The following is a 19,456-nucleotide window of genomic DNA, read 5'->3' as shown; positions in this document are numbered from 1 at the left end:
GCGCGCGGTGGCTCCGAGTCCGGAGGAGCACACATTCTTCTTCGTCCTGCCAACCCAACGGGCCCTCCGAGGCGACACGCAAAGACCGCACCGAAACGGATCAAGAACCCTCCGAAGGCATCAGTCCGCCCTCCGACTCGATCAAGTCCCCTGCGACGATCAGCGCATCAATGTCGCCAGTCAGCGCATCCCGGATATCGGCGCCGAGCCGCGCCCACCCGAAGAAGCGGGCGGCCTCTCGCAGCAGGTCCTCGCGATGCACGCCCGGTCCCTCGTCGACCATGTTTCGGAGTACGAGCTGCCGCTCCACCACCGGAACCTCGGCCACTCGGCGGGCGCACCACTCCGTCGGCGTGCGACCGAACTCCGTCTCATGACCGGGCATGTCGTAAGCCGTACCGACGTTGACAATCTTGCCCTGCTTGAGCAGCCGGCGAAGGCCTCGGTCGATGCGGTCGCGAACCACCTGGCCGGCTCGTCCGAGGCCCCACGCGAGACGGACCCGGGTATAGACCACCTCCTTCTCGACGGGTCCTTCCACTTCGACCACACACAGCGCCACGTCCGCCACCACGTCGAGGGCCTCGGGGCCCTGCAACTCCACACCCGGCATGCCTCGTTGGCTGCTGGACCTCTCACGCAACTCTGCCAACAGGTCAGGGTCGACATCCTGGTAGGGGCGGCTCCAAGGCGCAGGGCCATCGGCAACCGGCACGAACTCCACTCGCGGGGCCGTCCGAGGACCTGCCGGCCCTTCCGCGGACTCACCGCGCCCCGCGTTCCTGGGCTCGGCCACGGGCTCCGCCGTACCAGCAGCAGTACTACGGTCGTCGCCGCTGCCGTCCGCTACCACCGGGGATGCCACTCGCACCGCATGCGGATCCTCCGCACACGCCCGCTCCACCGCGGCCCGCAGCCGCGCCATCGCATCCCGCCGGTTCCGATACCAGTCCGTACCCCAGATTCGGTGCAGCCTCCAGCCCAGGTCACGCAGGACCGCTTCCCTGAGCCGGTCGCGGTCCCGGGCCGCCCGCGAGGAGTGATACATGGCGCCGTCACACTCGATGCCCAACGCGTACGTGCCGGGCGCGCCCGGGTGCCGGACCCCCATGTCGATGCGGAAACCGGCGACCCCCACCTGCGGCTGGACCTCATATCCCCAGCCGCGCAGGACGTCGATGACTTCTTCTTCGAAGGGGCTCTCCGGAGCCGCGTCCGGATCGGCGGCTGCCGTCTGTAGGATCGCAGGACCGTGCTGGGCGTACTGCAGGTACCGCTTGAGGTGCTGCACGCTCTTGTTGGCGCTGTCCGGCAGATCGCCTCCATAGAAGGAGGCGATGACCTCCATGCGGCGCCGGGCGCGGGTCACGGCCACGTTGAGACGCCGCCAGCCGCCCTCCCTGTTGATGGGGCCGAACGTCGACAGCAGCTTGCCACGGTGGTCGGGACCGTAGCCGATGGAGAGGATGACGACGTCCCGCTCATCGCCCTGAACGGTTTCGAGGTTCTTGATGAAGAAACCGTCGAGGCGGCCCTCCGTGAAGTGGCGGTCGAGGTCCGGGCGGGCCGCTCTCGCCTTCTGCACCGCCTCCTCGATCGCCTCCGCCTGCGACTTCGACAGTGCGACCACGCCGAGGGTGTGTTCGGGGCGGGTGTCGAAGTGGTGGATGACGCGCTGGGCCACCTTGGCAGCCTCAAGGGGGTTGTCGCTGCTTCCGCCACGGTCGTAGACACCGTCCGCCTTGATGAACTCCACGCCGATGTCCGGTCCCTGTTCCAGCGCGCCCGGGAACGTGACCATGGAGTTGTCGTAGAAGTCGTGGTTGCTGAAGGCGATCAGGTTCTCGTGCCGGCTGCGGTAGTGCCAGCGCAGGGGCAGCCCACGCAGGACTCCGCTGGCCTTGCACATATCGAGGATGGACTCGAAGCCGTCGGTGGCATCCTCGTCCCACTCGTCGCCGTCGTCGCTGTCGCCGCCCGCGGCGAAGAACGAGGTCGGCGGCAGTTGCTTCTGGTCACCCGCGACGATGAGGGCTTTGCCCCGGTAGACGGAGTTCACTGCGTCCTGGGGCAGCACCTGTGACGCCTCATCGAAGATCACAACGTCGAACTTGAAGTTCGGCGGCAGGAACTGGCTGACCGTCAGCGGGCTCATCATCAAGCAGGGCTTGACCAGCCGTACGACGTCGCGTGTCTGCTGCAGCAGGTGTCGTACGGGCATGTGACGACGCTGCTTCTCGGCCTCGCGGCGGATCACTGCGGCCTGGCCCACCGATGTCCGACGAGGGCGACGGGAGTTGCACGCGGCGATGACCTCGGCGTGCGCCGCCGCCACCAGGTCCTGGTCCGCCTTCTGGAAGCGATCCACCAACTGGTCGCGTTCCACCGCCCGCATGGGCTTCAGCCTCTGGTCGGTGGCGAGCTGGTGCTCGACCCATGCGGTGAGCACCGCACGTTCCATGGCGGCGGGGAAGTCCTCGGCGGAAACCTCGCGGCGTGCGAGCTGGTCGGGGAGCCCATCCAGGTGGTAGCGGCGCAACACGGTCAGTGCGTCGGCGCAGCTGGTCCACGCTTCCGGGCCGAAGGGGTCGCGGTCGAGGCGGGCCATGACGGACTGGGCCGCGGTGAGAGATTCGGCGAGTTCGCTTCGCAGCTCCTCAGCCCGCCCAGGCTCGAAGTACCCAACGACTGCCTCGCGCTGACCGCTCCAGTCGCCCGCGCGGGCCGCGACGGACGGATCGGTCGGCGCGGCCAGCATCAGCCGGGCCGCCGTTTGCGAAAGGGGCGCGGAGAGACCGCCATGTGCGGTACGACGGACTTTCTGGGCCCAGTCCAGGGCATCCAGGATCGCATCGCGGTCCGTCTCGGCGCCCTCGTAGAGGGAACCGAGGAGGCTTCGGTACGTGGTGTCGTTCTCCGCGAAAGAGGACTCGGCGGCGCGGGCGGAGACGACGACGGCCACCACTTCCCTGGCCCGGGACAGGGCGAGGCCCGTCCCCTCGTCCATGACGCGGGCGGTTGAGCGGATGAGGTCGGCCGCGTCCTCGAAGGGCTCCACGTGCGCGCGGAGCCAGCTCGCCGCCTGGTCGAGGGGGCGGGCGGCGAGTGCTGTACCGACCGCCGCGACGTGGGGCTGCTCGGTGAACTCCTGCCATAGGTCCAGGTCACGGCGGATCCGGTCGGCCCGCGTGAGGAGTTCGCGCGGTTCAGGCCGACCGTCGGCCAGTACGTCGACAAGGCTGGTCCGGCACGCCGAGTCCATGAGCGTGTCGAGTGCGAGACGGGCGATCAGCAGGGCGGAGTCCAGGGCGGCCCGCAAGTCCTCGGTGCGGGGGTGCCCTCCCAGGGCGTACCGGCCCAGCAACTCGCGCTGTAGCTCCGTGGCGTGCGGGCCTGGTTGCTGTCGTGTCAGGTCAAGGCCGCGGCGCAGGAGCTGCCCCATGGGCTCGTAGCCCGTCACGCCGTTGGGCGCGGCGTCGTGCAGGTCGTCCGCGTGCGTTTCGAGTCCCCGATACCAGGGGCCGAGCAGGCTGCGGTCGGTTACGGCCTGAGCGGCGAACGCGGCGGTCTCCTTCTGAGCCGCGTGCGCTGCCGTGACCGCCGTGCGCGCAGAGGCGAGCGTGTACTCGGAACCAGGGCCGCTGTCCCGGCGACCGACCGAAGCCACGGTGTCCAGCAGTGCGACGGCCTGTCGCAATGGGGCGAGGTGGGCGCGCAGCCAGCGGGCAACGTCGTCGAGCGGCTGCTTGGTGAGGTCGGCCGCATGCGGTGCCAGCGACGGTCGGTCCAAGTTCCGTCGCCACGCGGCGAGACCGCCGCGCAGCGCCGTTCCCTGCTCGACGAGTGCGGGGTGCGGCTCTCGGCCGTCGGCCAGGTGAGCGGCGAGCAGACTCCGCCGGTAGGGGTCAGCGACGGTTTCCGGCGCCAGTGCGTGGACCGCTTCGGCGTGCGCGAGCGCCTTGAGCAGTGCCGGGACGTCGGGCAACGCCGCGCCCCGATAGCGGCCTATCAGCTCGGCGTGGGTCGTGGCCAGCGACCGCAAGTTCTGGTAAGCGGCGCACCAGGTGTCGGCGAGTGGCAGCTTGTCGTACAGCTCGCCGCGCCACGATCCGCCGTGCGTCAGCCGGGCCACGAGCTTCCGGTCGGCCCGGATGCCGCTGGACAGCATGCCGGTGAGGCCCTGGCGGCCCTCCATGAGCCGGTGGACCGCTTCGGGCAGTTCGGGCGTGGCGACGACTTCGGGCAGGAAGGTGCCGCGCGCAGCATCCTCCGCGGCAGCCAGGTCTTCGGCGGCTGAGGAGATCTCCGCGACGGCTGCCTGAACCCCGGGAAGTGCCCGGGGATCGAGCCATGCCTCGAGTGTGCGGTCCGAGGCTGTGGCCAGCTCCACGAGCGTGGCCAGGTCCTCCGCCTCGGACGTCGCCTTCGGCCGGTCACACCCGAGGTGCTCGGCCACCGAGTCGGCGTGCTCAGCGGCTGCCTCAAGGGCATCGGCAAGCGTGTCGAAGCGCTCGGCCAGCGCCGCGGCCTCGCGGTCGGTCAGCGCCGCGATGTCGACGCCAGACGGTTCCAGTGCAGCAAGGGCCTGCTCGTTGGCCGGTCGCTCGGCGCTCGCTTCCCGACGCAGTTCGGCCCACCCCGGACCAGCGTGGTCCGTCGCGAGGGCCTGGGCGGAGAGCACCTGGCCCCGTCGGGTGAAGAAGTCCCTCAGTGCATCGGCGGTGACCCCGACCGCCGCCTCCTCTGCCCGCGCGGGGCCTTCCGGGACCAGCCACTGCTCGGGCGGGCGGTGTTCGGTGCCGGCCACGGCGATCACGTCACACAGCTGACGTGCGTCATCGGGGCTGCTGGGATTCGTGAGCCCGGTGAATTGACTGACGCGGGTAAGGCTCTGCAGGGTCCGCTCCAGCACACCAGCGGTCTCGTCGAACTCCCTGGCGAACTGTCGCGCTCGCTCCTCCGTGAGTCCGGCAAGGTCGAGGCCTCGCGGCACCATCGCCGAGAGCGTCTTCTCGGCCTCCCCGGGCTCAGCCGTCAGTCTGGTGGACAGCTCCTGCCATCGCTCGCCCACCGTCGCTCGGACGGCAGTGCTCGTACGCTGCACCTTGCGCAGTTCCGCCAGGAAAGCGTCGACCCGATCGTCCACCTCGTCGGCGAAGGCGTCCGTGGTCAGCCACGCTTCCGGCACCGGACTCCGCATGTCGAGCAGCCGCAGGAGTGCGATCAAACGGTCGATCCCGCTCTGGTCCGTGACGGGCACTCCCCCGGGCGCGAGATCCCGGTACCGGTCGACCGCTGTCGCGAGCGCGTCCCTGGCCGCCTGCGCCTGCTCCAGCACAGGACGTGGATGAGGCAGGCCGGCTCGCAGGTCGCGCCAGGGGAATGACGGGTCGGCGACCGCCTCCCAAGCGTCGGAGATGGCTTTCGTCGCCTCAATAATCAGGCGCAGGTCCTCGTCACTGAGCGACTCGGCGCGAAACGTCGCCCCTGCCCCTGTGGGGGTGTCATCACCATGGCTCAGATAGGCCACCGGCGCCTCGGACAGTCGGCTGACCCGACCGAGTACGTCGTGCAGGGTCCGTCCCAGCGGGTCGCGGACCTCGTTCATCGCTTCGGAGTAGGCGCTGAGCGCAAGGCGCAGTTCCCTGACCTGGGCCAGGGCCTGTTGTGACAGCTGCGGTGCGCGCGGTTCCTCCGCGAGAGCCCGACCCAGCTCCTGGGCCACCGCTTTGCGGCTGGTGTTGTGGCTGTGGAGAGCCAGGGCGTACGAGTCGAGTCCGACCGACTTCAGTCGGTCGAGGACGACGTCGAGGGCCGCCGCCTTCTCACTGACGAACAGCACACTGCGGCCCGCGTGCATCAGACCAGCGACCATGTTCGTGATCGTCTGGCTCTTGCCGGTACCGGGCGGGCCGTCCAGGACGAACGACTGTCCGGCCACGGCCGCGGCCACGGCCTGCCGCTGCGAGGCGTCGGCGTCAAGCACCAGCGGGCTGTCCTCGGGCGGGCTCAGTTCGTCGATCCGGTCGAGCTCGATCTCCTCGAAGTCGAAACGGTCGGAGGCGAGTCCGGAATTCGGGCCGAGCGCCATCGCCCGTACGAGGTCACTGCCGAGAACGCGGTCCTCGTTGTCCAGCAGGTCCTGGTACATCGACTCTTTGTGGGAGGCGAAGAGTGCGAGCACCACACGGTCGGAGATCTGCCATCCGGGCTTGCCCGTCACCGCGTGAGCCGCAGCGGAGAGCACCGCCTGCAGGTCCGAAGGATCCTGTTCGCCAACCGGCGTCCAGTCGATATGGAATTGCTCCAGCTTCACCTTCAGGGCCGGATTGAGGCGCGGTTCCTCGTCGTCGCTCGCCCTGAGGCGGACCCGGCCGTTGCGCGCGCGCTCGATGACCACCGGCATCAGGACCAGGGGGGCGTCGCTGCCCGTCTCGGCTCCGTCCTCACGCCAGCGGAGCATGCCGACGCCGAGGTTGAGGGTCCACAGGCCGTAGTCGTTGAAGACCTGCGTCGCTTTGGTGCGCAGGCTGTTCAACGCACGCAGGAGGGAGGGGGCGGTGGTCTTCTGGGTGACGATTCCGTCGGTGCGGTCGCCCTTCTTCGCCAGGACCACATCGCCGGATCGCATACCCTCCCCGGCCTCCGGCTCCTCGTCCGGGAGCGGCGCGAAATCCCAGCCACGGGCCATGCCCTCGACGAGCTCCTGCGCGGATGGGGTCGCGATCTCCAGTGTCGCCGACTTGGTGTGGCGAAAATTGAGCAGCCTGTTTCGGCCGCTCAGGTCCACCAGAGAGGTGCGCCAGCTCTCAAGCATCGCCTTGAGGCGGTCGAGTTCCTGGCTGCCCCCGAAGTCACCCGAGTTCGTCACGCTGGCCCCTGATGTTGTCGCTTCTGGGCCAACGGAGCATTGGCGTCAACGGCAGTCCCCTCTGCCGCCAACGCAAAGCGCGGCCACAGACGTCCGTACTGTCCTGGTGGCCGCACAAGTCCCGTTGATCCCCCCTGAACGCGAATTCTACGGTCAGCGCACCACTGCGTGAAGCGTTAACTACGGAACGATCTTCTCGCTGTTCACGAAGCCCCGGTGTGCCCAGCCCACAGTCTTCTACGGAATACCAAAGGGAGAGCGAGCCCGGCCACGAGAACAATCCGCTCCCCGCACCCAGGGAGTGAGACAGACCGTCTCGAATAATGAGCTCGGGCGGGGCGTTGGGCCGGTACGACAAAACGGCCCCGCCCCGGAGTCATCCGGGGAGGGACCGTGGAGAGCGGCAGACGAGTCGGGCTGTACGCCGGGTTCTGTCGCCCGGTCACCTCGCGGTGGCCGGGGAGACGGCCATCCATCTAGGGCCGGCGTTGCCACCGGCCTCGTGCGGTCTACCCGCGGACTCGGGCGGGCAGCCCTCGAACGTCCGCGCAGAGCCACCGTCCGAAGAACGGCGGCCCCTCTTGACCTTGCTCCAGGTGGGGTTTACCTAGCCGCCTGAGTCACCTCAGGCGCTGGTGGTCTCTTACACCACCGTTTCACCCTTACCCGGCGCCGAAGCACCGGGCGGTCTGTTTTCTGTGGCACTGTCCCGCGGGTCACCCCGGGTGGCCGTTAGCCACCACCTTGCCCTGTGGAGCCCGGACGTTCCTCGGGAGGTTCCGAAGAACCCCACGCGGCCGTCCGCCCGGCTCGTCTGCCGTGCCGGACATCTTACCCGGGCCGACGGGGGTCTCGGACGAGGTCGGCCGTCTCCAGGTCCTGACGCGGTGTCGACGGGGTCACCTCGACCGCCCGAACGCCCGTCCGCCACGCCGCCCCCAGATCCGCGCCGCCCGGAAACCGGCCGTGGATCTCCAGGATCACCATGCCGTGTGCGAACGCCCAGGTGGCGCGGGCCAGATCGATGTCGCCGCCGCAGGCCCGCACGAGGGGGGCCGCGGCGCGGTCCTCCAGGCCTTCGGGGAGCGCGTGCCGGGGCAGCGGGCGTTCGGTGGCGAGGCGGTAGAGGTGGGGGTGGGCCAGGGCATACGCACGGTAGGCGTCGGTGAGGGCGGCGAGGGAGCCGGGGAAGGCCCGTTCCGCCTCTTCGCAGGCCTCGGCCGATTCGGTGAGCATCTGCGTGACGAGCTCGGCCTCGACGGCGTATTTGTCGGAGAAGTGCTTGTAGAGCGAGGGCGCCTTGATGCCGAGGCGGTCGGCGAGGGCCCGCATGGTCAGGGCGTCGGGTCCGGACGCCTCGAGAAGCGTGCGGGCCTCGGCCGCGATCTCCGTCGCGCGGGGGGTGAGCCGCCGGTCAGTGGCCTCAGGCACGCTGGAAGCCCTCCTTGGTCCGCAGTCCGTAGCCGAAGGCGCGATCGTACGAGATGTGGGCGAGCCAGCCGCACAGACCCGCGAAGACGGGAGCCCAATGGAACGGGAGCACCGTGTACGCGACGATCAGGGCCACCGGGATCAGGGCCCGGTGGGCGGTGTTGTAGAAGGGCACGGCACGGGGCGGGAGTTGACCCTTGCTCATGTGGGGTGCGTCGCGGACGGCGACCAGGAACGTGAGGTCGGGGGCGATGAGGAAGGCCAGGGCGAACAGGCCCGCGAGCCAGCCGTGGTTCACGCCCTCCAGGACCGCGAAGGCGGACCAGAAGAGCGCGTTGAGGAGCCAGGCGGTGCGGCGGATCACGGCGAGCGGCTTGATCGTGGCGACGGCAGAAGCGTTCACGCTCATGAGGGCCTCCAGGCGACAGATCCAGGCTAACGGCGTTAGCCTGGCATGGGTAAACCGTAGGGCTAACGGCGTTAGCCGTCAACCCCTCGGCGCGTGATGCGCTTGACCCTTCCGTAGCGTCAACGTTTCTACTGAGGCCATGAGGATCGGAGAGCTGGCCCGGATGGTCGGCGTCACCACGCGCGCCATCAGGCACTACCACCACCTCGGGCTGCTCCCGGAGCCCGAGCGGCTCGGCAACGGGTACCGGGAGTACGGGCTGCGGCACGCGGTCGAGCTGGCCCGGATCCGGCGGCTGACCGAGCTGGGTGTCGGGCTCGTCGAGGTGCGGGACGTGCTCGCCGACGACGCGGGGCGCGAACTCGTCGAGGTGCTCGCCGAGCTGGACGCCGACCTGGCGCGGCAGGAGGCCGCGATCCACGACCGGCGGGCCAGGCTGCGGGAGCTGCTGGCGCAGGCCGAGCGGGGCCGGCTGCCCGCCGACGGGCCCATATCCCCCGAACTCGCTTCCTTCTTCGGCGAGTTGGACGGGCTTGCGGATCTGGACGCCGAGTCGCCAATGGCCGCGAAGGACCGCGAGATGCTGACCCTGATCGATACGACCGCGCCGCCCGAGTTCCGCGGGCAGCTGATGGCGGCGCTGCTGCCCACGCTCACGGAGCCGGGCGCGCTTGACGCGGCCCGCGAGGTGTACGCGCGGCTCGACGCCCTGGCCGACGCGACACCGGACGACCCGCGGGTGGCCGAGGCGGCGCGGGCCCTCGTCGCCTGTCTGCCGCCGGACCTGCCCACCACCGGGGCGCCGGACCAGCGCGGCTTCCTCGACGCGGTGCTCGCCGACTTCTCCCCCGCGCAGGCCGAGGCGCTGAGACTCGCGCTGCGCATGGCCGCCGAGGGCGGTGCGCGGTGAAGCGGCCCGCGTCGGCGCTCGCCGACACGGTCGCGCGGCTCGTCGGCCACGAGGTACGGGTGTTCGGGAGCTTCGGGCTGTGGGTGGCGCGGCGGCGGCACGGCGTTCCCGCCGGGGCCGACTCCTTCTCGTACGCCCGCGGCCAGGCCACGATGATGTACGCCTTCGCGTTCGTCTGCGTCGTCGAGACCTTCGGGATGTGGGCACTGCTGCGGGACTGGCCGACGGCGCACTGGGTCGTGCTGATCCTCGACGTCTACACGGTGTTCATGGTGCTCGGCCTGCATGCGGCGTCCGTGACGCGGCCGCACGTCGTCACCGCCGACGCGCTGCGGGCGCGCCGGGGCGCCCACGTGGATCTGCGGATACCGCTGGAGCGGATCGCGGCCGTGCGCAGGGAGAATCGCTTCACCCATGCGGTGAGTGAGGGCGAGCTGAATCTCGATGTCGCCGCACAGACCAGTGTCACTCTCGAACTCGCCCCACCCGTCCGGCACTTCACATTTCTGGGACGCCCCAAGGATGTGCATACGGTACGGCTGCACGCCGAGGAGCCGGAGCTGCTGGCGCGCGCCCTCCAGGCACGGCTCACGCAGGGGCGAACTGGACCTTCGCCTGTCCAGGATCGGCCTGTGTGAGGCGTACGCGCAGCCGCTCCCCCAGGGGCAGCGCGGTGGTGCCGCCCTCGATCCTGGCGACGACGGCCGGTTCGGGCAACTGGACGGTGCCGACGGCCTGTTCCTTCTCCTTCACATCCACCACGTAGGCGTCGAACAGCTCGCCGACCCGGTGCTGCAGCAGCGCCGCCTCGACGATGTCGACGCACTCGCGCTCCACGGTGTTGGCCCGCCGGGTGCCGTCCGCCATCTCCTTGGGGAGTACGGCCAGCGCCTCCACCGCCCACTGCGGCGGCTCCTGCCCGGCGCACGCGGCCAGGCACAGCTCGGACGCGTACCGGTCGACGAGGCGGCGCAGCGGGGCGGTGCAGTGGGCGTAGGGCGCGGCGACGGCGGCGTGGGTGGTGAGGGGTGGGGTCTCGCCGCCGGTGAACGCGGTGTAGCCGGCGCCGCGCAGGAGGGTCGTGCACTCCTGGAGGAACGCGGCGTGGTGCGGTACGCGCGGGTCCAGGGAGCGGATGAGGTCGGCGTAGGGGACGTGGTGCGGCCAGTCGATGCGCAGCGCTTTCGCGGTGCGGCGCAGCCGGCCGACCGCGCCGTCGGGGGCGACGGGCAGGGTACGCAGGATGCCGTTACCGGAGGCGAGCATCAGCTCGGCGGCGGCCATGCCGGCGAGGAGGGAGATCTGCGCGTTCCAGGAGTCGGCGGGCAGTGGGGTGCGGTAGGCGAGTTCGTAGACGCTGCCGTTCGCGACGATCTCCTGCTCGGGGACGTCGAGGGAGATGCCGCCGCGCTCGGCCTCCAGCCGCTCGCGCAGGCGCCCGATGTCCGCCAGCAGCGCGACCGGCTCCTCCGCGCTCTTGTCGTCGATGGCCTGCTGCACACCCGCGTAGTCGAGTTTGGAGCGGCTGCGCACGAGAGCCCGTACGACGTCGGTCCTCTCCGCGCGGCCGTCCGCGGCCAGGTCGATCGTCCACAGGACGGCCGGGCGGGTCCGGCCCGGCAGCAGGCTCGCCGCGCCCTCGCTGAGCACGGTCGGATGCAGCGGGACCTTTTCGTCCGGGAAGTAGAGGGTGGTGACGCGGCGGTGGGCCTCCGTGTCGAGCGCGCCCCCGGGCGTGACGAACGCGGCGACGTCGGCGATCGCGTACCGCACGCGGTAGCCGCCGCCGGGGCGCCGGGACAGGTGCATGGCCTGGTCGAGGTCGGTGGAGGTGGGCGGGTCGATCGTGAAGAAGGGGATCGCCGTCTCGTCGTGCTCGGGCAGCCGGGGCGGCGCCGCCGCGACCTGTTCGGCCTCCGCCAGCACCTCGGCGGGGAACTCCTCGGGCACGTCCAGTGTCGTACGCAGGTCGCGCAGCACGGCGCACAGCGGCGCCTGCGCTGCGCCGGTCACGCGGATGTGGCGGCGGGGCATGCACCGAGCGTAGGGCGGACGGAGTGCGGTGGCACGGCGGCACCGGACGCGCGGCCGACTACCCTGGCGCGGGGCCGCACCCCGCCCGGCCGCCCAGAAGGTTCAGAAGGAGAAGCACGTGCTCGTCTTGCTGCCACCGTCCGAAGGAAAGGCCGCCTCCGGGCGAGGTGCCCCGCTGAAGCCCGAGTCGCTCTCGCTGCCGGGTCTTGCCGGGGCGCGGGCGGCGGTTCTGGACGAGTTGGTCGAGCTGTGCGCTGCCGATGAGGAGAAGGCGCGCGAGGTGCTCGGGCTGAGCGAGGGGCTGCGCGGCGAGGTCGCGAAGAACGCGGAGCTGCGCACGGCGGGCGCGCGCCCGGCCGGCGAGATCTACACGGGTGTTCTCTACGACGCCCTGGACCTGGCCTCGCTCGACGCGGCGGCGAAGAAGCGGGCGGCGCGGTCGCTCCTTGTCTTCTCCGGGCTGTGGGGCGCGGTGCGGGTGACCGACCGGATTCCTTCGTACCGCTGCTCGATGGGCGTGAAGCTGCCGGGGCTCGGGGCGCTCGGCGCGTACTGGCGGGCGCCGATGGCGGAGGTGTTGCCGGAGGTGGCCGGGGGCGGGCTCGTGCTCGATCTGCGTTCGGCGGCGTACGCGACCGCGTGGAAGCCGAAGGGCGCGGTCGCGGGGCGGACGGCGACGGTGCGGGTGCTGCACGCGCCGACCCGCAAGGTCGTCAGCCATTTCAACAAGGCGACCAAGGGCCGCATCGTGCGCTCGCTGCTGGCCTCGAAGGCCGCGCCCGAGTCCCCGGCGGAGCTGGTCGACGCGCTGCGGGACCTCAAGTACGCCGTGGAGGTCGAGGAGCCCTCGAAGGGCGGGCAGGCGTGGAGCCTGGACGTCCTGGTGGACGAGGTCCACTGAGAAGGATCGCCGAGGACTCCCCGGCCGTTGCACCATGCGCAACGGGCTTTGCGCATGGTGCGCACCCCGGGGCAGGATGTGCCCATGACCTCCTCTGAGACCTCCTCCGTGCTCGATCTCGCCCCCGTCGTTCCCGTCGTCGTCGTGGAGGATGTCGCCGACGCGGTGCCGCTCGCGCGGGCGCTGGTCGCGGGCGGGCTGCCCGCCATCGAGGTGACGCTGCGCACGCCCGCCGCGCTCGACGCGATCCGGGCGATCGCGGCCGAGGTGCCGGACGCGGTCGTCGGCGCGGGCACCGTGATATCCCCCGCGAACGTCGCCGACTCGGTGGCGGCGGGGGCGCGGTTCCTGGTCAGCCCCGGCTGGACGGAGACGCTGCTCGACGCGATGAAGGGGTCCGGGGTGCCGTTCCTGCCGGGCGTCTCGACGACGTCCGAGGTCGTGGCCCTGCTGGAGCGCGGGGTGAGCGAGATGAAGTTCTTCCCCGCGGAGGCCGCCGGGGGCACCGCGTACCTCAAGTCCCTCGCGGGGCCGCTGCCGCAGGCCCGCTTCTGCCCGACCGGTGGGGTCTCGCCCGCCAACGCCCCCGCATACCTGGCGCTGCCGAACGTCGGCTGCGTGGGCGGCAGTTGGATGCTCCCTGGGGACGCCGTCGCGGCGAAGGACTGGGCGCGCGTGGAGACCCTGGCCCGCGAGGCGCGCCTTATCGCAGGTGTGCGGTCTCGTTGAGGCAGCGGACGCTGGCGTTGCCGTCGGCGTAGTACGCGATCGTCGTCAGGGACGCCGCCGACAGCTCCATGCGGAACAGCGCCTCGGACGGGGCGCCGAGCGCGAGCCGGACGAGCGTCTTGACGGGCGTGACGTGGCTGACCAGGAGGACCGTGCGGCCCCGGTACGCGGCGGTCAGCCGGTCGCGGGCCGCGGCGACGCGCTCCGCGACCGCGGCGAAACTCTCGCCTCCGCCGCTGGGAGCGGCGTCGGGTGCGGCGAGCCAGGTGTTCATGTCGTCCGGGAAACGCTCCCGCACCTCTTTGAACGTAAGCCCTTCCCAGGCCCCGAAGTCGGTCTCGCGCAGGCCGTCGTCGACCGTGACGGCGAGGCCGAGCCGGTCGGCGACGGCCCGCGCGGTCTCCCGGCAGCGCTTCAGGGGTGAGGAGACGATCGCCTCGATCGTGCCGCGCGCGGCGAGGGCGTCCGCCGCGTCGTCCGCCTGGCGGCGGCCCGTCGCGGACAGCTCCGGATCGCTGCCGTCGCCCCGCAGGAACCCGCTCCCGGAGAACCGCTTCTCGGGGGTGAGGGCGGTTTCGCCGTGGCGGAGCAGGACGAAGGTGGCCGGGAGGCCCAGATCGGGCCCCCCGGCCGGTGCTTCGTCGCCGCTCAGAGGCCCGACTCCGAGGTGCGGACCAGGATGCGGTGGCAGTTCTCGCAGCGGACGACCTCGTCGGCGGCGGCCTTGCGGACGTCGTTCAGCTCCGTGATGTTGAGCTCCAGGCGGCAGCCCTCGCAGCGGCGCTGGAACAGCTTGGCCGCACCGACGCCGCCCTCCTTCTCGCGCAGCTTGTCGTAGAGCTTCAGCAGGTCCGCGGGGATGGAGCCCGCGACGACCTCGCGCTCCTTCGTCACCGTCGCCACCTCGGCGTCCAACTGGCCGGCCGCCTCATCGCGACGGGCCGTCGCGTCGTCGGCCTTGGCCTGCACGGCGGCGAGGCGCTCGGCGTACTCGCTCACGCGCTCCTGCGCCGACTCGCGGCGCTCCATGACCTCCAGGACGACGTCCTCCAGGTCACCCTGGCGCTTGGCCAGCGAGGTGATCTCCCGCTGCAGGTTCTCCAGGTCCCTCGGCGACGTGACCGCGCCGGAGTCCAGGCGCTGCTGGTCGCGGGTGGCGCGCTTGCGGACCTGGTCGACGTCCTGCTCGGCCTTGGTCTGCTCGCGGGCGCAGTCGCTCTCCTCCGTCGTCGAGGCGACGTGCAGGTCACGCAGTTGCGCGAGGTCCTTGTTGAGCGAGTCGATCTCGGCGTGCTCGGGCAGCGACTTCTTCTTGTGCCGGAGCTGCTGGAGGCGTACATCCAGATCCTGGACGTCGAGAAGGCGGATCTGGTCGGCGGGCGCGGCGTTCAGTTGGGGGCTCCAAAAGTAGAGAGGGGTTCGTGGTGGGACGCCGCGTGGGCGGTCCAGGGGTCGGTGACCGTACGCGAGACGTGGACGCGCAGGTCCCATCCCTCGCGGTCGGAGATCTCGTCCAGCTGGGCGGCGGCCAGCTCGCACCAGGGCCACTCGGTGGCCCAGTGCGCGGCGTCGATCAGCGCGAGAGGCGCGGTTTCGCGGGCCTCGCTCGCGGGGTGGTGCCGCAGGTCCGCGGTGAGGAAGGCGTCGACGCCCGCGGCGCGCACGTCGTCGAAGAGGCTGTCGCCGCTGCCGCCGGAGACCGCGAGCGTACGGATCGTCGCGTCAGGGTCGCCCGCGACGCGGATGCCCTGCGCGGTGGCGGGGAGCCGCTCGGCCGCGCGGGCCGCGAGCTCGCGCAGGGTGAGGGGGTGGTCCAGTTCGCAGACGCGGCCGAGGCCGCGGCGGCCTGACGGATCGGTGGGGTCCGGGACGAGAGGGCGTACGACACGGACGTCCAGGGCGCCGGCGAGGGCGTCGCTGACGCCGGGGTCGGCCTTGTCGGCGTTCGTGTGCGCGACGTGCAGCGCGATGTCGTTCTTGATGAGGGTGTGCACGGCCCGGCCCTTGAAGTGGGTGGCCGCGACCGTCGTCGTACCGCGCAGATAGAGCGGGTGGTGCGTGACCAGGAGGTCCGCGCCGAGCTTCACGGCCTCGTCGACGATTCCCTGGACCGGGTCGACCGCGAACAGGACCCGGCCGATCTCGGCGTCCGGGTCGCCGGCGACCGTGCCGACCGCGTCCCATCCCTCGGCGAGGGCCGGGGGCCAGAGGGCGTCGAGCGCGGCGGTTACTTCAGACAGACGGGGCACGCACACAGGTTACCTGCGCCGCGTACCCCTTCCCCAAGCCCGGTTACTTCACCAGGTTCGCGCGGAGGTCCTTCAGGACCTCGTCGGCGGCCGTGACGCCGAGACCCAGGTACCAGGTCTCGTCCGGCACGTTCTTCGCCTGCCCGTCCTTGACGGCCTTCAGCTTCTTCCAGAGCGGGTTGTCCTCGGCGCTCGCGCGCTGCGTCTTCTTCGCGTCGCCGTAGACGCCGGTGAAGATCCAGTCGGCGTCGGCGGAGTCGATCTTCTCCGGGCTGATCTCGGTCGCCAAGTCGTCGACCTGCTGGTTCTTCGGGCGCGGGATGCCGGCGTCATCGAGGATCGTGCCGATGAAGGAGGCCTTGGCGTAGAGCCGGATGCGGTCCGGCATGTAGCGCAGCATCGTCACGGTCGGGGCCTTGCCACCGTTCGCGCGCTGCACGTCGGCGCCGAGCTTCTCGACGTTCTTGTCGTACACCGCGAGGTTCGCCCTGGCGGCTGCCGTCCGGTCGAGGGCGGACGCGTTGAGGAGGTAGTTCTCCTTCCACGTGAAGCCGGGGCGGATGGAGAAGACGGTCGGGGCGATCTTGGAGAGCTGCGGGTAGAGCTTGGCCGCGCGCAGCTCGCTGCCGAGGATCAGGTCGGGCTTGAGGTTCGCGATCGCTTCCAGGTTGAGGGAGTTGATCGTGCCGACGTTCTTGGGGTCGCCCGCTTCCTTCTTCAGGTAGGACGGGATGCCCGCGTCCCCCTCGGTGGGCGCGTAGCCGACGGGCTTGACGCCGAGCGAGGCGACGTTGTCGAGTTCACCGACGTCGAGGACGACGACGCGCTGCGGCTTCTTCGGCAGCTCCGTCTTCCCCATGGCGTGCGTGAGGGTGCGCGGGAACTCGCCGGGCTTCGCCGTCGTGCCCATCTTCGCCGTCTGCTCGGCGGCCTTCGAGAAGTCGTCGCCGCCCTGCGCCACGGCCTTGGATCCCGCGCCGTTGTCGCTCTTCGCCGAACCGTCCTCACCCGCACCGGAACCGCAGGCGGTGAGGGCGAGCGCCGCGGCTGTCGTGACGGCGGCGTCCGCGATCCGGGTACGGCGACGCGGGGACATCGGGGGCATCGGCTTGCTCCAGCTCTGGGTGCACAGAAAGCTCAAAGGTTTGGTTAGGGAAACCTAACATCAGCTGCTCCGGTCCCCGCCGCCGGTCCGTGAGCACACCAAGCACTTACCGCACAGCCGATTCGGGACACGGCCACCCGTTGGTGTGAAGAGGCGGGCCCGGAGCGCCCCGGAGGTACGTACGAAAACTAGCTTCGGCTGCGAAGACGAACGGGGCGGAACACCAGAAAGACAGGACAAGGACCAGCGGAGGCGACGGATCCCCATGACGGCTTTGGCCATCGAGCCCGAGACCCAGACGCGACCGGAGCCGCCGCGGGCCGGATGTGTGATCACCGCGGACGCGACGTACGCGGCCCGGCTCGCGCACGACGGGGCGAGCCCCGGGTCGTGGTACCCCGAGCGCTGGACCCTCGACGGCCCCGAGCCCTACGCCGTGCCGCTCCCCGCCCAGCAGCCGGAGGAGCCGGGCACCGCCGTCCTGCCGCTGGCCGACGGCCGGGTCCTCATCCGGCGCGAGGCCGCGGGCCGCCACCTGTTCTCCCTGCTCTACCCGACCGGGCCCGGCACCGGCGAGGTGCTCCTCGGAGCCGTGGAGTGCGGGGAGCTGACGCTGCTGCCGCCCGCTCCGGACGGGCGGCGCGCGTACGCGCTGGCGGCGCGCGAGGAGATGACGGACGTGTGGCTGGTGGCGGGCGGCGCGTTCGGGCCCGAGCACGTGGCCGAGGTGAAGGGGCGCTGCTCGGGCGGGGTGTGGCTGGACCGTGCGGGGCGGCTGCTCGCGCTCGACCGGGAGCCGCCGGGGGGCGGGCCCGTGAAGACGGTGGCGGTGGACCTGGAGCGGGGCGGGGAGATCTCCCCGCTGCTGCAGATCACCGAGGACAGTGAGGACCGGCTGCTCCTCGCCGACGTGGACAGCGGTCTGATCCTGGTCCGCTCGGACGCCGCGGAGCCGGGCCGGCCGCGGCTCGGCTGGGGCGTGCTGGGCAGTACGCTGCCGATCCGCTTTCCGCGGGCGCTGCGGCTCGCGGGGTGCGCGGTGACGCCGTTCGCCGTGCAGCCCGGACAGACGCTCATGCCGGAGAGCTGCGCGGTGGCGCTGCGCATCGAGAGCGCCGCGGGCCCGCAGGGCCGTGCGCCGTGGCTCGGGGTGTGGCATCCCACCGACGGAAAGGTGCAGCAACTCGCCGCGCCGCACGGGTGGTTGGCGGGCTGCGGCTTCTGGTCGCGGGACGGCGTGCTCGCCCTCCCCTACGTCACCCAGGACGTGCCGTGCGGAGTGGCCCGGGTCGCCGTGCCGGAGCCCGAGCCGGAGGAGGAGGCGGCGCAGGCTCCCGCGCCCGCCGCCCCGCCGACGCCCGCCGCGCCGCGTCCGGTGCCGTTGGCGCAGGCGCCTCTCGGGGGGCGCGGGACGGGTGGTTAGACTCGTCCGGCTGCAGAGCTGTAAGTGAACGATGTTGTACAGGTTTACGGGGTGAGTTTTCCGATGACGGGAAGCAACAGCAGGAACGCGAGAACGAATGCCGCGGAGCGGATCGAGTCCGCGGACGACGGCCCCGGCCGCCACCGCGGCGCGGTCGCCGGCTCCGCCACGCAGGGCGAACAGCCCGAGCCGCGCGGGCGGCACCGGGGACCTCGCGCCGATGAGGTCTAGGTTCCGCACGGAGCGCATTTCTGGCGCATTTTCGTAGCGCACGAAGAAGGGCCCGGTGTTTTCGCCGGGCCCTTCTTCATGCCGGGAGTGGCTCAGCCGTGCTTGAGGCCGAGCACTTCCGCCGCCGCGAACGTCTCGTTCGGCGGTCGGTCCTTGTAGTGCGGGGTGAGCAGGGCGTCGAGTTCGTCGTACGTGAACACTTCCTTGGCGGTGTCGAACTGCGCCTGCACCTTGGGGCGTTCGACGACCGCGACCATGCCGCCGTGCACGACGAGGAGCTGGCCGTTGACGTTCGCGGCCGCGGGTGAGGCGAGGTAGCCGACGAGCGGGGCGACGTGTTCGGGCGCCAGCGGGTCGAGCCCTTCGTCGGGTTCGGCGAACCCGGCGAAGACGTCCTCGGTCATCCGGGTGCGGGCCCGCGGGCAGATGACGTTGGCGGTGACGCCGTACTTGGCGAGGGCCAGCGCCGTGGACGTGGTCAGTCCGACGATGCCGCCCTTCGCCGCCGCGTAGTTGGGCTGCCCCGCCGATCCCGCGAGGAACGCCTCGGACGACGTGTTCACGATGCGGCCGTGGACCGGGGCGCCGGACACCTTGGACCGCTCCCGCCAGTGGCGGGACGCGAAGTGGGTCGTGTTGTAGTGGCCCTTGAGGTGGACGTGGATGACCGAGTCCCACTCGTCCTCGGACATCGAGAAGATCATGCGGTCGCGGAGGATGCCGGCGTTGTTGACGAGGATGTCCAGCGCGCCGTACGTGTCCACGGCCAACTCGACCAATTGCGAGGCCTGTTGATGGTCGGCCACGTCACCGGTATGGGCGGTCGCGGTGCCGCCGGCCGCGCGGATCTCCTCGGCCACCTGTTCCGCGGGGCCGGCCGCGGCCGCCCCCGACCCGTCCCGCCCCGGCTGCCCGAAGTCGTTGACGACCACGTTGGCGCCGAGCCGCGCCAGTTCCAGGGCTTCGGCGCGTCCTAGGCCCCGGCCTGCACCTGTCACGACTGCGGTGCGACCTTTGAGCGGCGTTGACATGTGCGGGATCCTCTTTCCTGTAAGCCCCTGCGGCGATTGAGCAGCGGGGTCCGGGGCGGAGCCCCGGGGCCTCAGCGACATCGCCGGGTGCGGCACCGTCGTGGCTGGTCGCGCAGTTCCCCGCGCCCCTGG

14 protein-coding genes, 1 other RNA gene and 1 pseudogene are annotated in these 19,456 nt (G+C 71.1%); 6 read left to right on the top strand and 10 right to left on the bottom strand.

Annotation, left to right across the window (positions count from 1 at the left end; translation table 11 throughout):
- Positions 1 to 100 precede the first annotated feature (100 nt).
- The 4 genes from ACIREE_RS24285 to ACIREE_RS24270 all read right to left on the bottom strand — a co-directional run bounded on the left by ACIREE_RS24285 (position 101) and on the right by ACIREE_RS24270 (position 8,711).
- Positions 101 to 6,871, bottom strand: coding sequence for a DUF3320 domain-containing protein (locus ACIREE_RS24285; protein ID WP_404155762.1), 6,771 nt, complete (start codon positions 6,869 to 6,871; stop codon positions 101 to 103).
- Between the two features lie 404 nt (positions 6,872 to 7,275).
- Positions 7,276 to 7,684: RNase P RNA component class A (gene rnpB / locus ACIREE_RS24280), an RNA gene on the bottom strand.
- 18 nt (positions 7,685 to 7,702) lie between these two features.
- A complete protein-coding gene (locus ACIREE_RS24275; RefSeq protein WP_404155759.1) occupies positions 7,703 to 8,302 on the bottom strand; it encodes a TetR/AcrR family transcriptional regulator in 600 nt (199 codons plus the stop codon).
- Complete coding sequence (locus ACIREE_RS24270) at positions 8,295 to 8,711, bottom strand: DUF4260 family protein (RefSeq protein WP_404155756.1); 417 nt, start codon at positions 8,709 to 8,711, stop codon at positions 8,295 to 8,297. The genes ACIREE_RS24275 and ACIREE_RS24270 overlap by 8 nt, the downstream gene beginning before the upstream one ends.
- A 139-nt stretch (positions 8,712 to 8,850) precedes the next feature.
- Between ACIREE_RS24270 and ACIREE_RS24265 the strand changes: the two genes are divergently transcribed.
- On the top strand, positions 8,851 to 9,621 hold the full coding sequence (locus ACIREE_RS24265) for a MerR family transcriptional regulator (RefSeq protein WP_404155753.1): 771 nt from the start codon (positions 8,851 to 8,853) through the stop codon (positions 9,619 to 9,621).
- A complete protein-coding gene (locus ACIREE_RS24260) occupies positions 9,618 to 10,259 on the top strand; it encodes a hypothetical protein (RefSeq protein ID WP_404155750.1) in 642 nt (213 codons plus the stop codon). The genes ACIREE_RS24265 and ACIREE_RS24260 overlap by 4 nt, the downstream gene beginning before the upstream one ends.
- Here the strand turns inward: ACIREE_RS24260 and ACIREE_RS24255 are convergent.
- The gene (locus tag ACIREE_RS24255) at positions 10,210 to 11,655 is read right to left on the bottom strand and encodes an RNB domain-containing ribonuclease (protein WP_404155747.1); all 1,446 of its coding nucleotides are present in this window, start codon (positions 11,653 to 11,655) and stop codon (positions 10,210 to 10,212) included. The two genes, ACIREE_RS24260 and ACIREE_RS24255, sit on opposite strands and share 50 nt — an antisense overlap.
- Before the next feature lie 118 nt (positions 11,656 to 11,773).
- Here ACIREE_RS24255 and yaaA point away from each other — a divergent pair, with 118 nt between their 5' ends.
- Positions 11,774 to 12,556, top strand: coding sequence for a peroxide stress protein YaaA (yaaA, locus tag ACIREE_RS24250; protein ID WP_404155744.1), 783 nt, complete (start codon positions 11,774 to 11,776; stop codon positions 12,554 to 12,556).
- An 84-nt stretch (positions 12,557 to 12,640) separates the two neighbouring features.
- On the top strand, positions 12,641 to 13,285 hold the full coding sequence (gene eda, locus ACIREE_RS24245) for a bifunctional 4-hydroxy-2-oxoglutarate aldolase/2-dehydro-3-deoxy-phosphogluconate aldolase (protein ID WP_404155741.1): 645 nt from the start codon (positions 12,641 to 12,643) through the stop codon (positions 13,283 to 13,285).
- On the opposite strand, the pseudogene ACIREE_RS24240 reads toward eda, so the two are convergent.
- The 4 genes and pseudogenes from ACIREE_RS24240 to ACIREE_RS24225 form a co-directional block, all read right to left on the bottom strand.
- Positions 13,260 to 13,916 (bottom strand): annotated as a pseudogene (locus ACIREE_RS24240) (histidine phosphatase family protein); the annotation flags it as partial. The gene eda and the pseudogene ACIREE_RS24240 sit on opposite strands and share 26 nt — an antisense overlap.
- A 17-nt stretch (positions 13,917 to 13,933) precedes the next feature.
- Entirely contained in the window at positions 13,934 to 14,677 is a 744-nt protein-coding gene (locus ACIREE_RS24235; RefSeq protein ID WP_404156075.1) for a zinc ribbon domain-containing protein, read from the bottom strand.
- Complete coding sequence (locus tag ACIREE_RS24230; RefSeq protein ID WP_404155738.1) at positions 14,674 to 15,534, bottom strand: Nif3-like dinuclear metal center hexameric protein; 861 nt, start codon at positions 15,532 to 15,534, stop codon at positions 14,674 to 14,676. The genes ACIREE_RS24235 and ACIREE_RS24230 overlap by 4 nt, the downstream gene beginning before the upstream one ends.
- Positions 15,535 to 15,577: 43 nt before the next feature.
- The gene (locus tag ACIREE_RS24225; protein WP_404156072.1) at positions 15,578 to 16,630 is read right to left on the bottom strand and encodes an ABC transporter substrate-binding protein; all 1,053 of its coding nucleotides are present in this window, start codon (positions 16,628 to 16,630) and stop codon (positions 15,578 to 15,580) included.
- A gap of 274 nt (positions 16,631 to 16,904) precedes the next feature.
- Here ACIREE_RS24225 and ACIREE_RS24220 point away from each other — a divergent pair, with 274 nt between their 5' ends.
- Complete coding sequence (locus ACIREE_RS24220; protein WP_404155736.1) at positions 16,905 to 18,062, top strand: hypothetical protein; 1,158 nt, start codon at positions 16,905 to 16,907, stop codon at positions 18,060 to 18,062.
- A gap of 63 nt (positions 18,063 to 18,125) precedes the next feature.
- Positions 18,126 to 18,293: a hypothetical protein gene (locus ACIREE_RS24215; RefSeq protein ID WP_404155733.1), complete on the top strand. Its 168-nt coding sequence runs from the start codon at positions 18,126 to 18,128 to the stop codon at positions 18,291 to 18,293.
- Between the two features lie 92 nt (positions 18,294 to 18,385).
- Here the strand turns inward: ACIREE_RS24215 and ACIREE_RS24210 are convergent, their stop codons facing one another.
- Entirely contained in the window at positions 18,386 to 19,324 is a 939-nt protein-coding gene (locus ACIREE_RS24210; protein WP_404155730.1) for a 3-oxoacyl-ACP reductase, read from the bottom strand.
- Positions 19,325 to 19,456: the final 132 nt, after the last annotated feature.

Origin of the sequence: Streptomyces sp. NPDC102467, assembly GCF_044765445.1 — a bacterium.
Lineage (GTDB): Bacteria > Actinomycetota > Actinomycetes > Streptomycetales > Streptomycetaceae > Streptomyces.
The sequence above is the reverse complement of the archived record's forward strand: the minus strand, read 5'-3'. Positions and strand labels throughout refer to the sequence as shown.

What these genes read in the sequence shown, in the direction of transcription:
- ACIREE_RS24270 (WP_404155756.1), bottom strand. Translation starts at nt 8,711, where the DNA reads ATGAGCGTGAACGCTTCTGCCGTCGCCACGATCAAGCCGCTCGCCGTG.
- ACIREE_RS24265 (WP_404155753.1), top strand. Translation starts at nt 8,851, where the DNA reads ATGAGGATCGGAGAGCTGGCCCGGATGGTCGGCGTCACCACGCGCGCC.
- ACIREE_RS24255 (WP_404155747.1), bottom strand. Translation starts at nt 11,655, where the DNA reads ATGCCCCGCCGCCACATCCGCGTGACCGGCGCAGCGCAGGCGCCGCTG.
- eda (WP_404155741.1), top strand. Translation starts at nt 12,641, where the DNA reads ATGACCTCCTCTGAGACCTCCTCCGTGCTCGATCTCGCCCCCGTCGTT.
- ACIREE_RS24225 (WP_404156072.1), bottom strand. Translation starts at nt 16,630, where the DNA reads ATGTCCCCGCGTCGCCGTACCCGGATCGCGGACGCCGCCGTCACGACA.
- ACIREE_RS24220 (WP_404155736.1), top strand. Translation starts at nt 16,905, where the DNA reads ATGACGGCTTTGGCCATCGAGCCCGAGACCCAGACGCGACCGGAGCCG.
- ACIREE_RS24215 (WP_404155733.1), top strand. Translation starts at nt 18,126, where the DNA reads ATGACGGGAAGCAACAGCAGGAACGCGAGAACGAATGCCGCGGAGCGG.
- ACIREE_RS24210 (WP_404155730.1), bottom strand. Translation starts at nt 19,324, where the DNA reads ATGTCAACGCCGCTCAAAGGTCGCACCGCAGTCGTGACAGGTGCAGGC.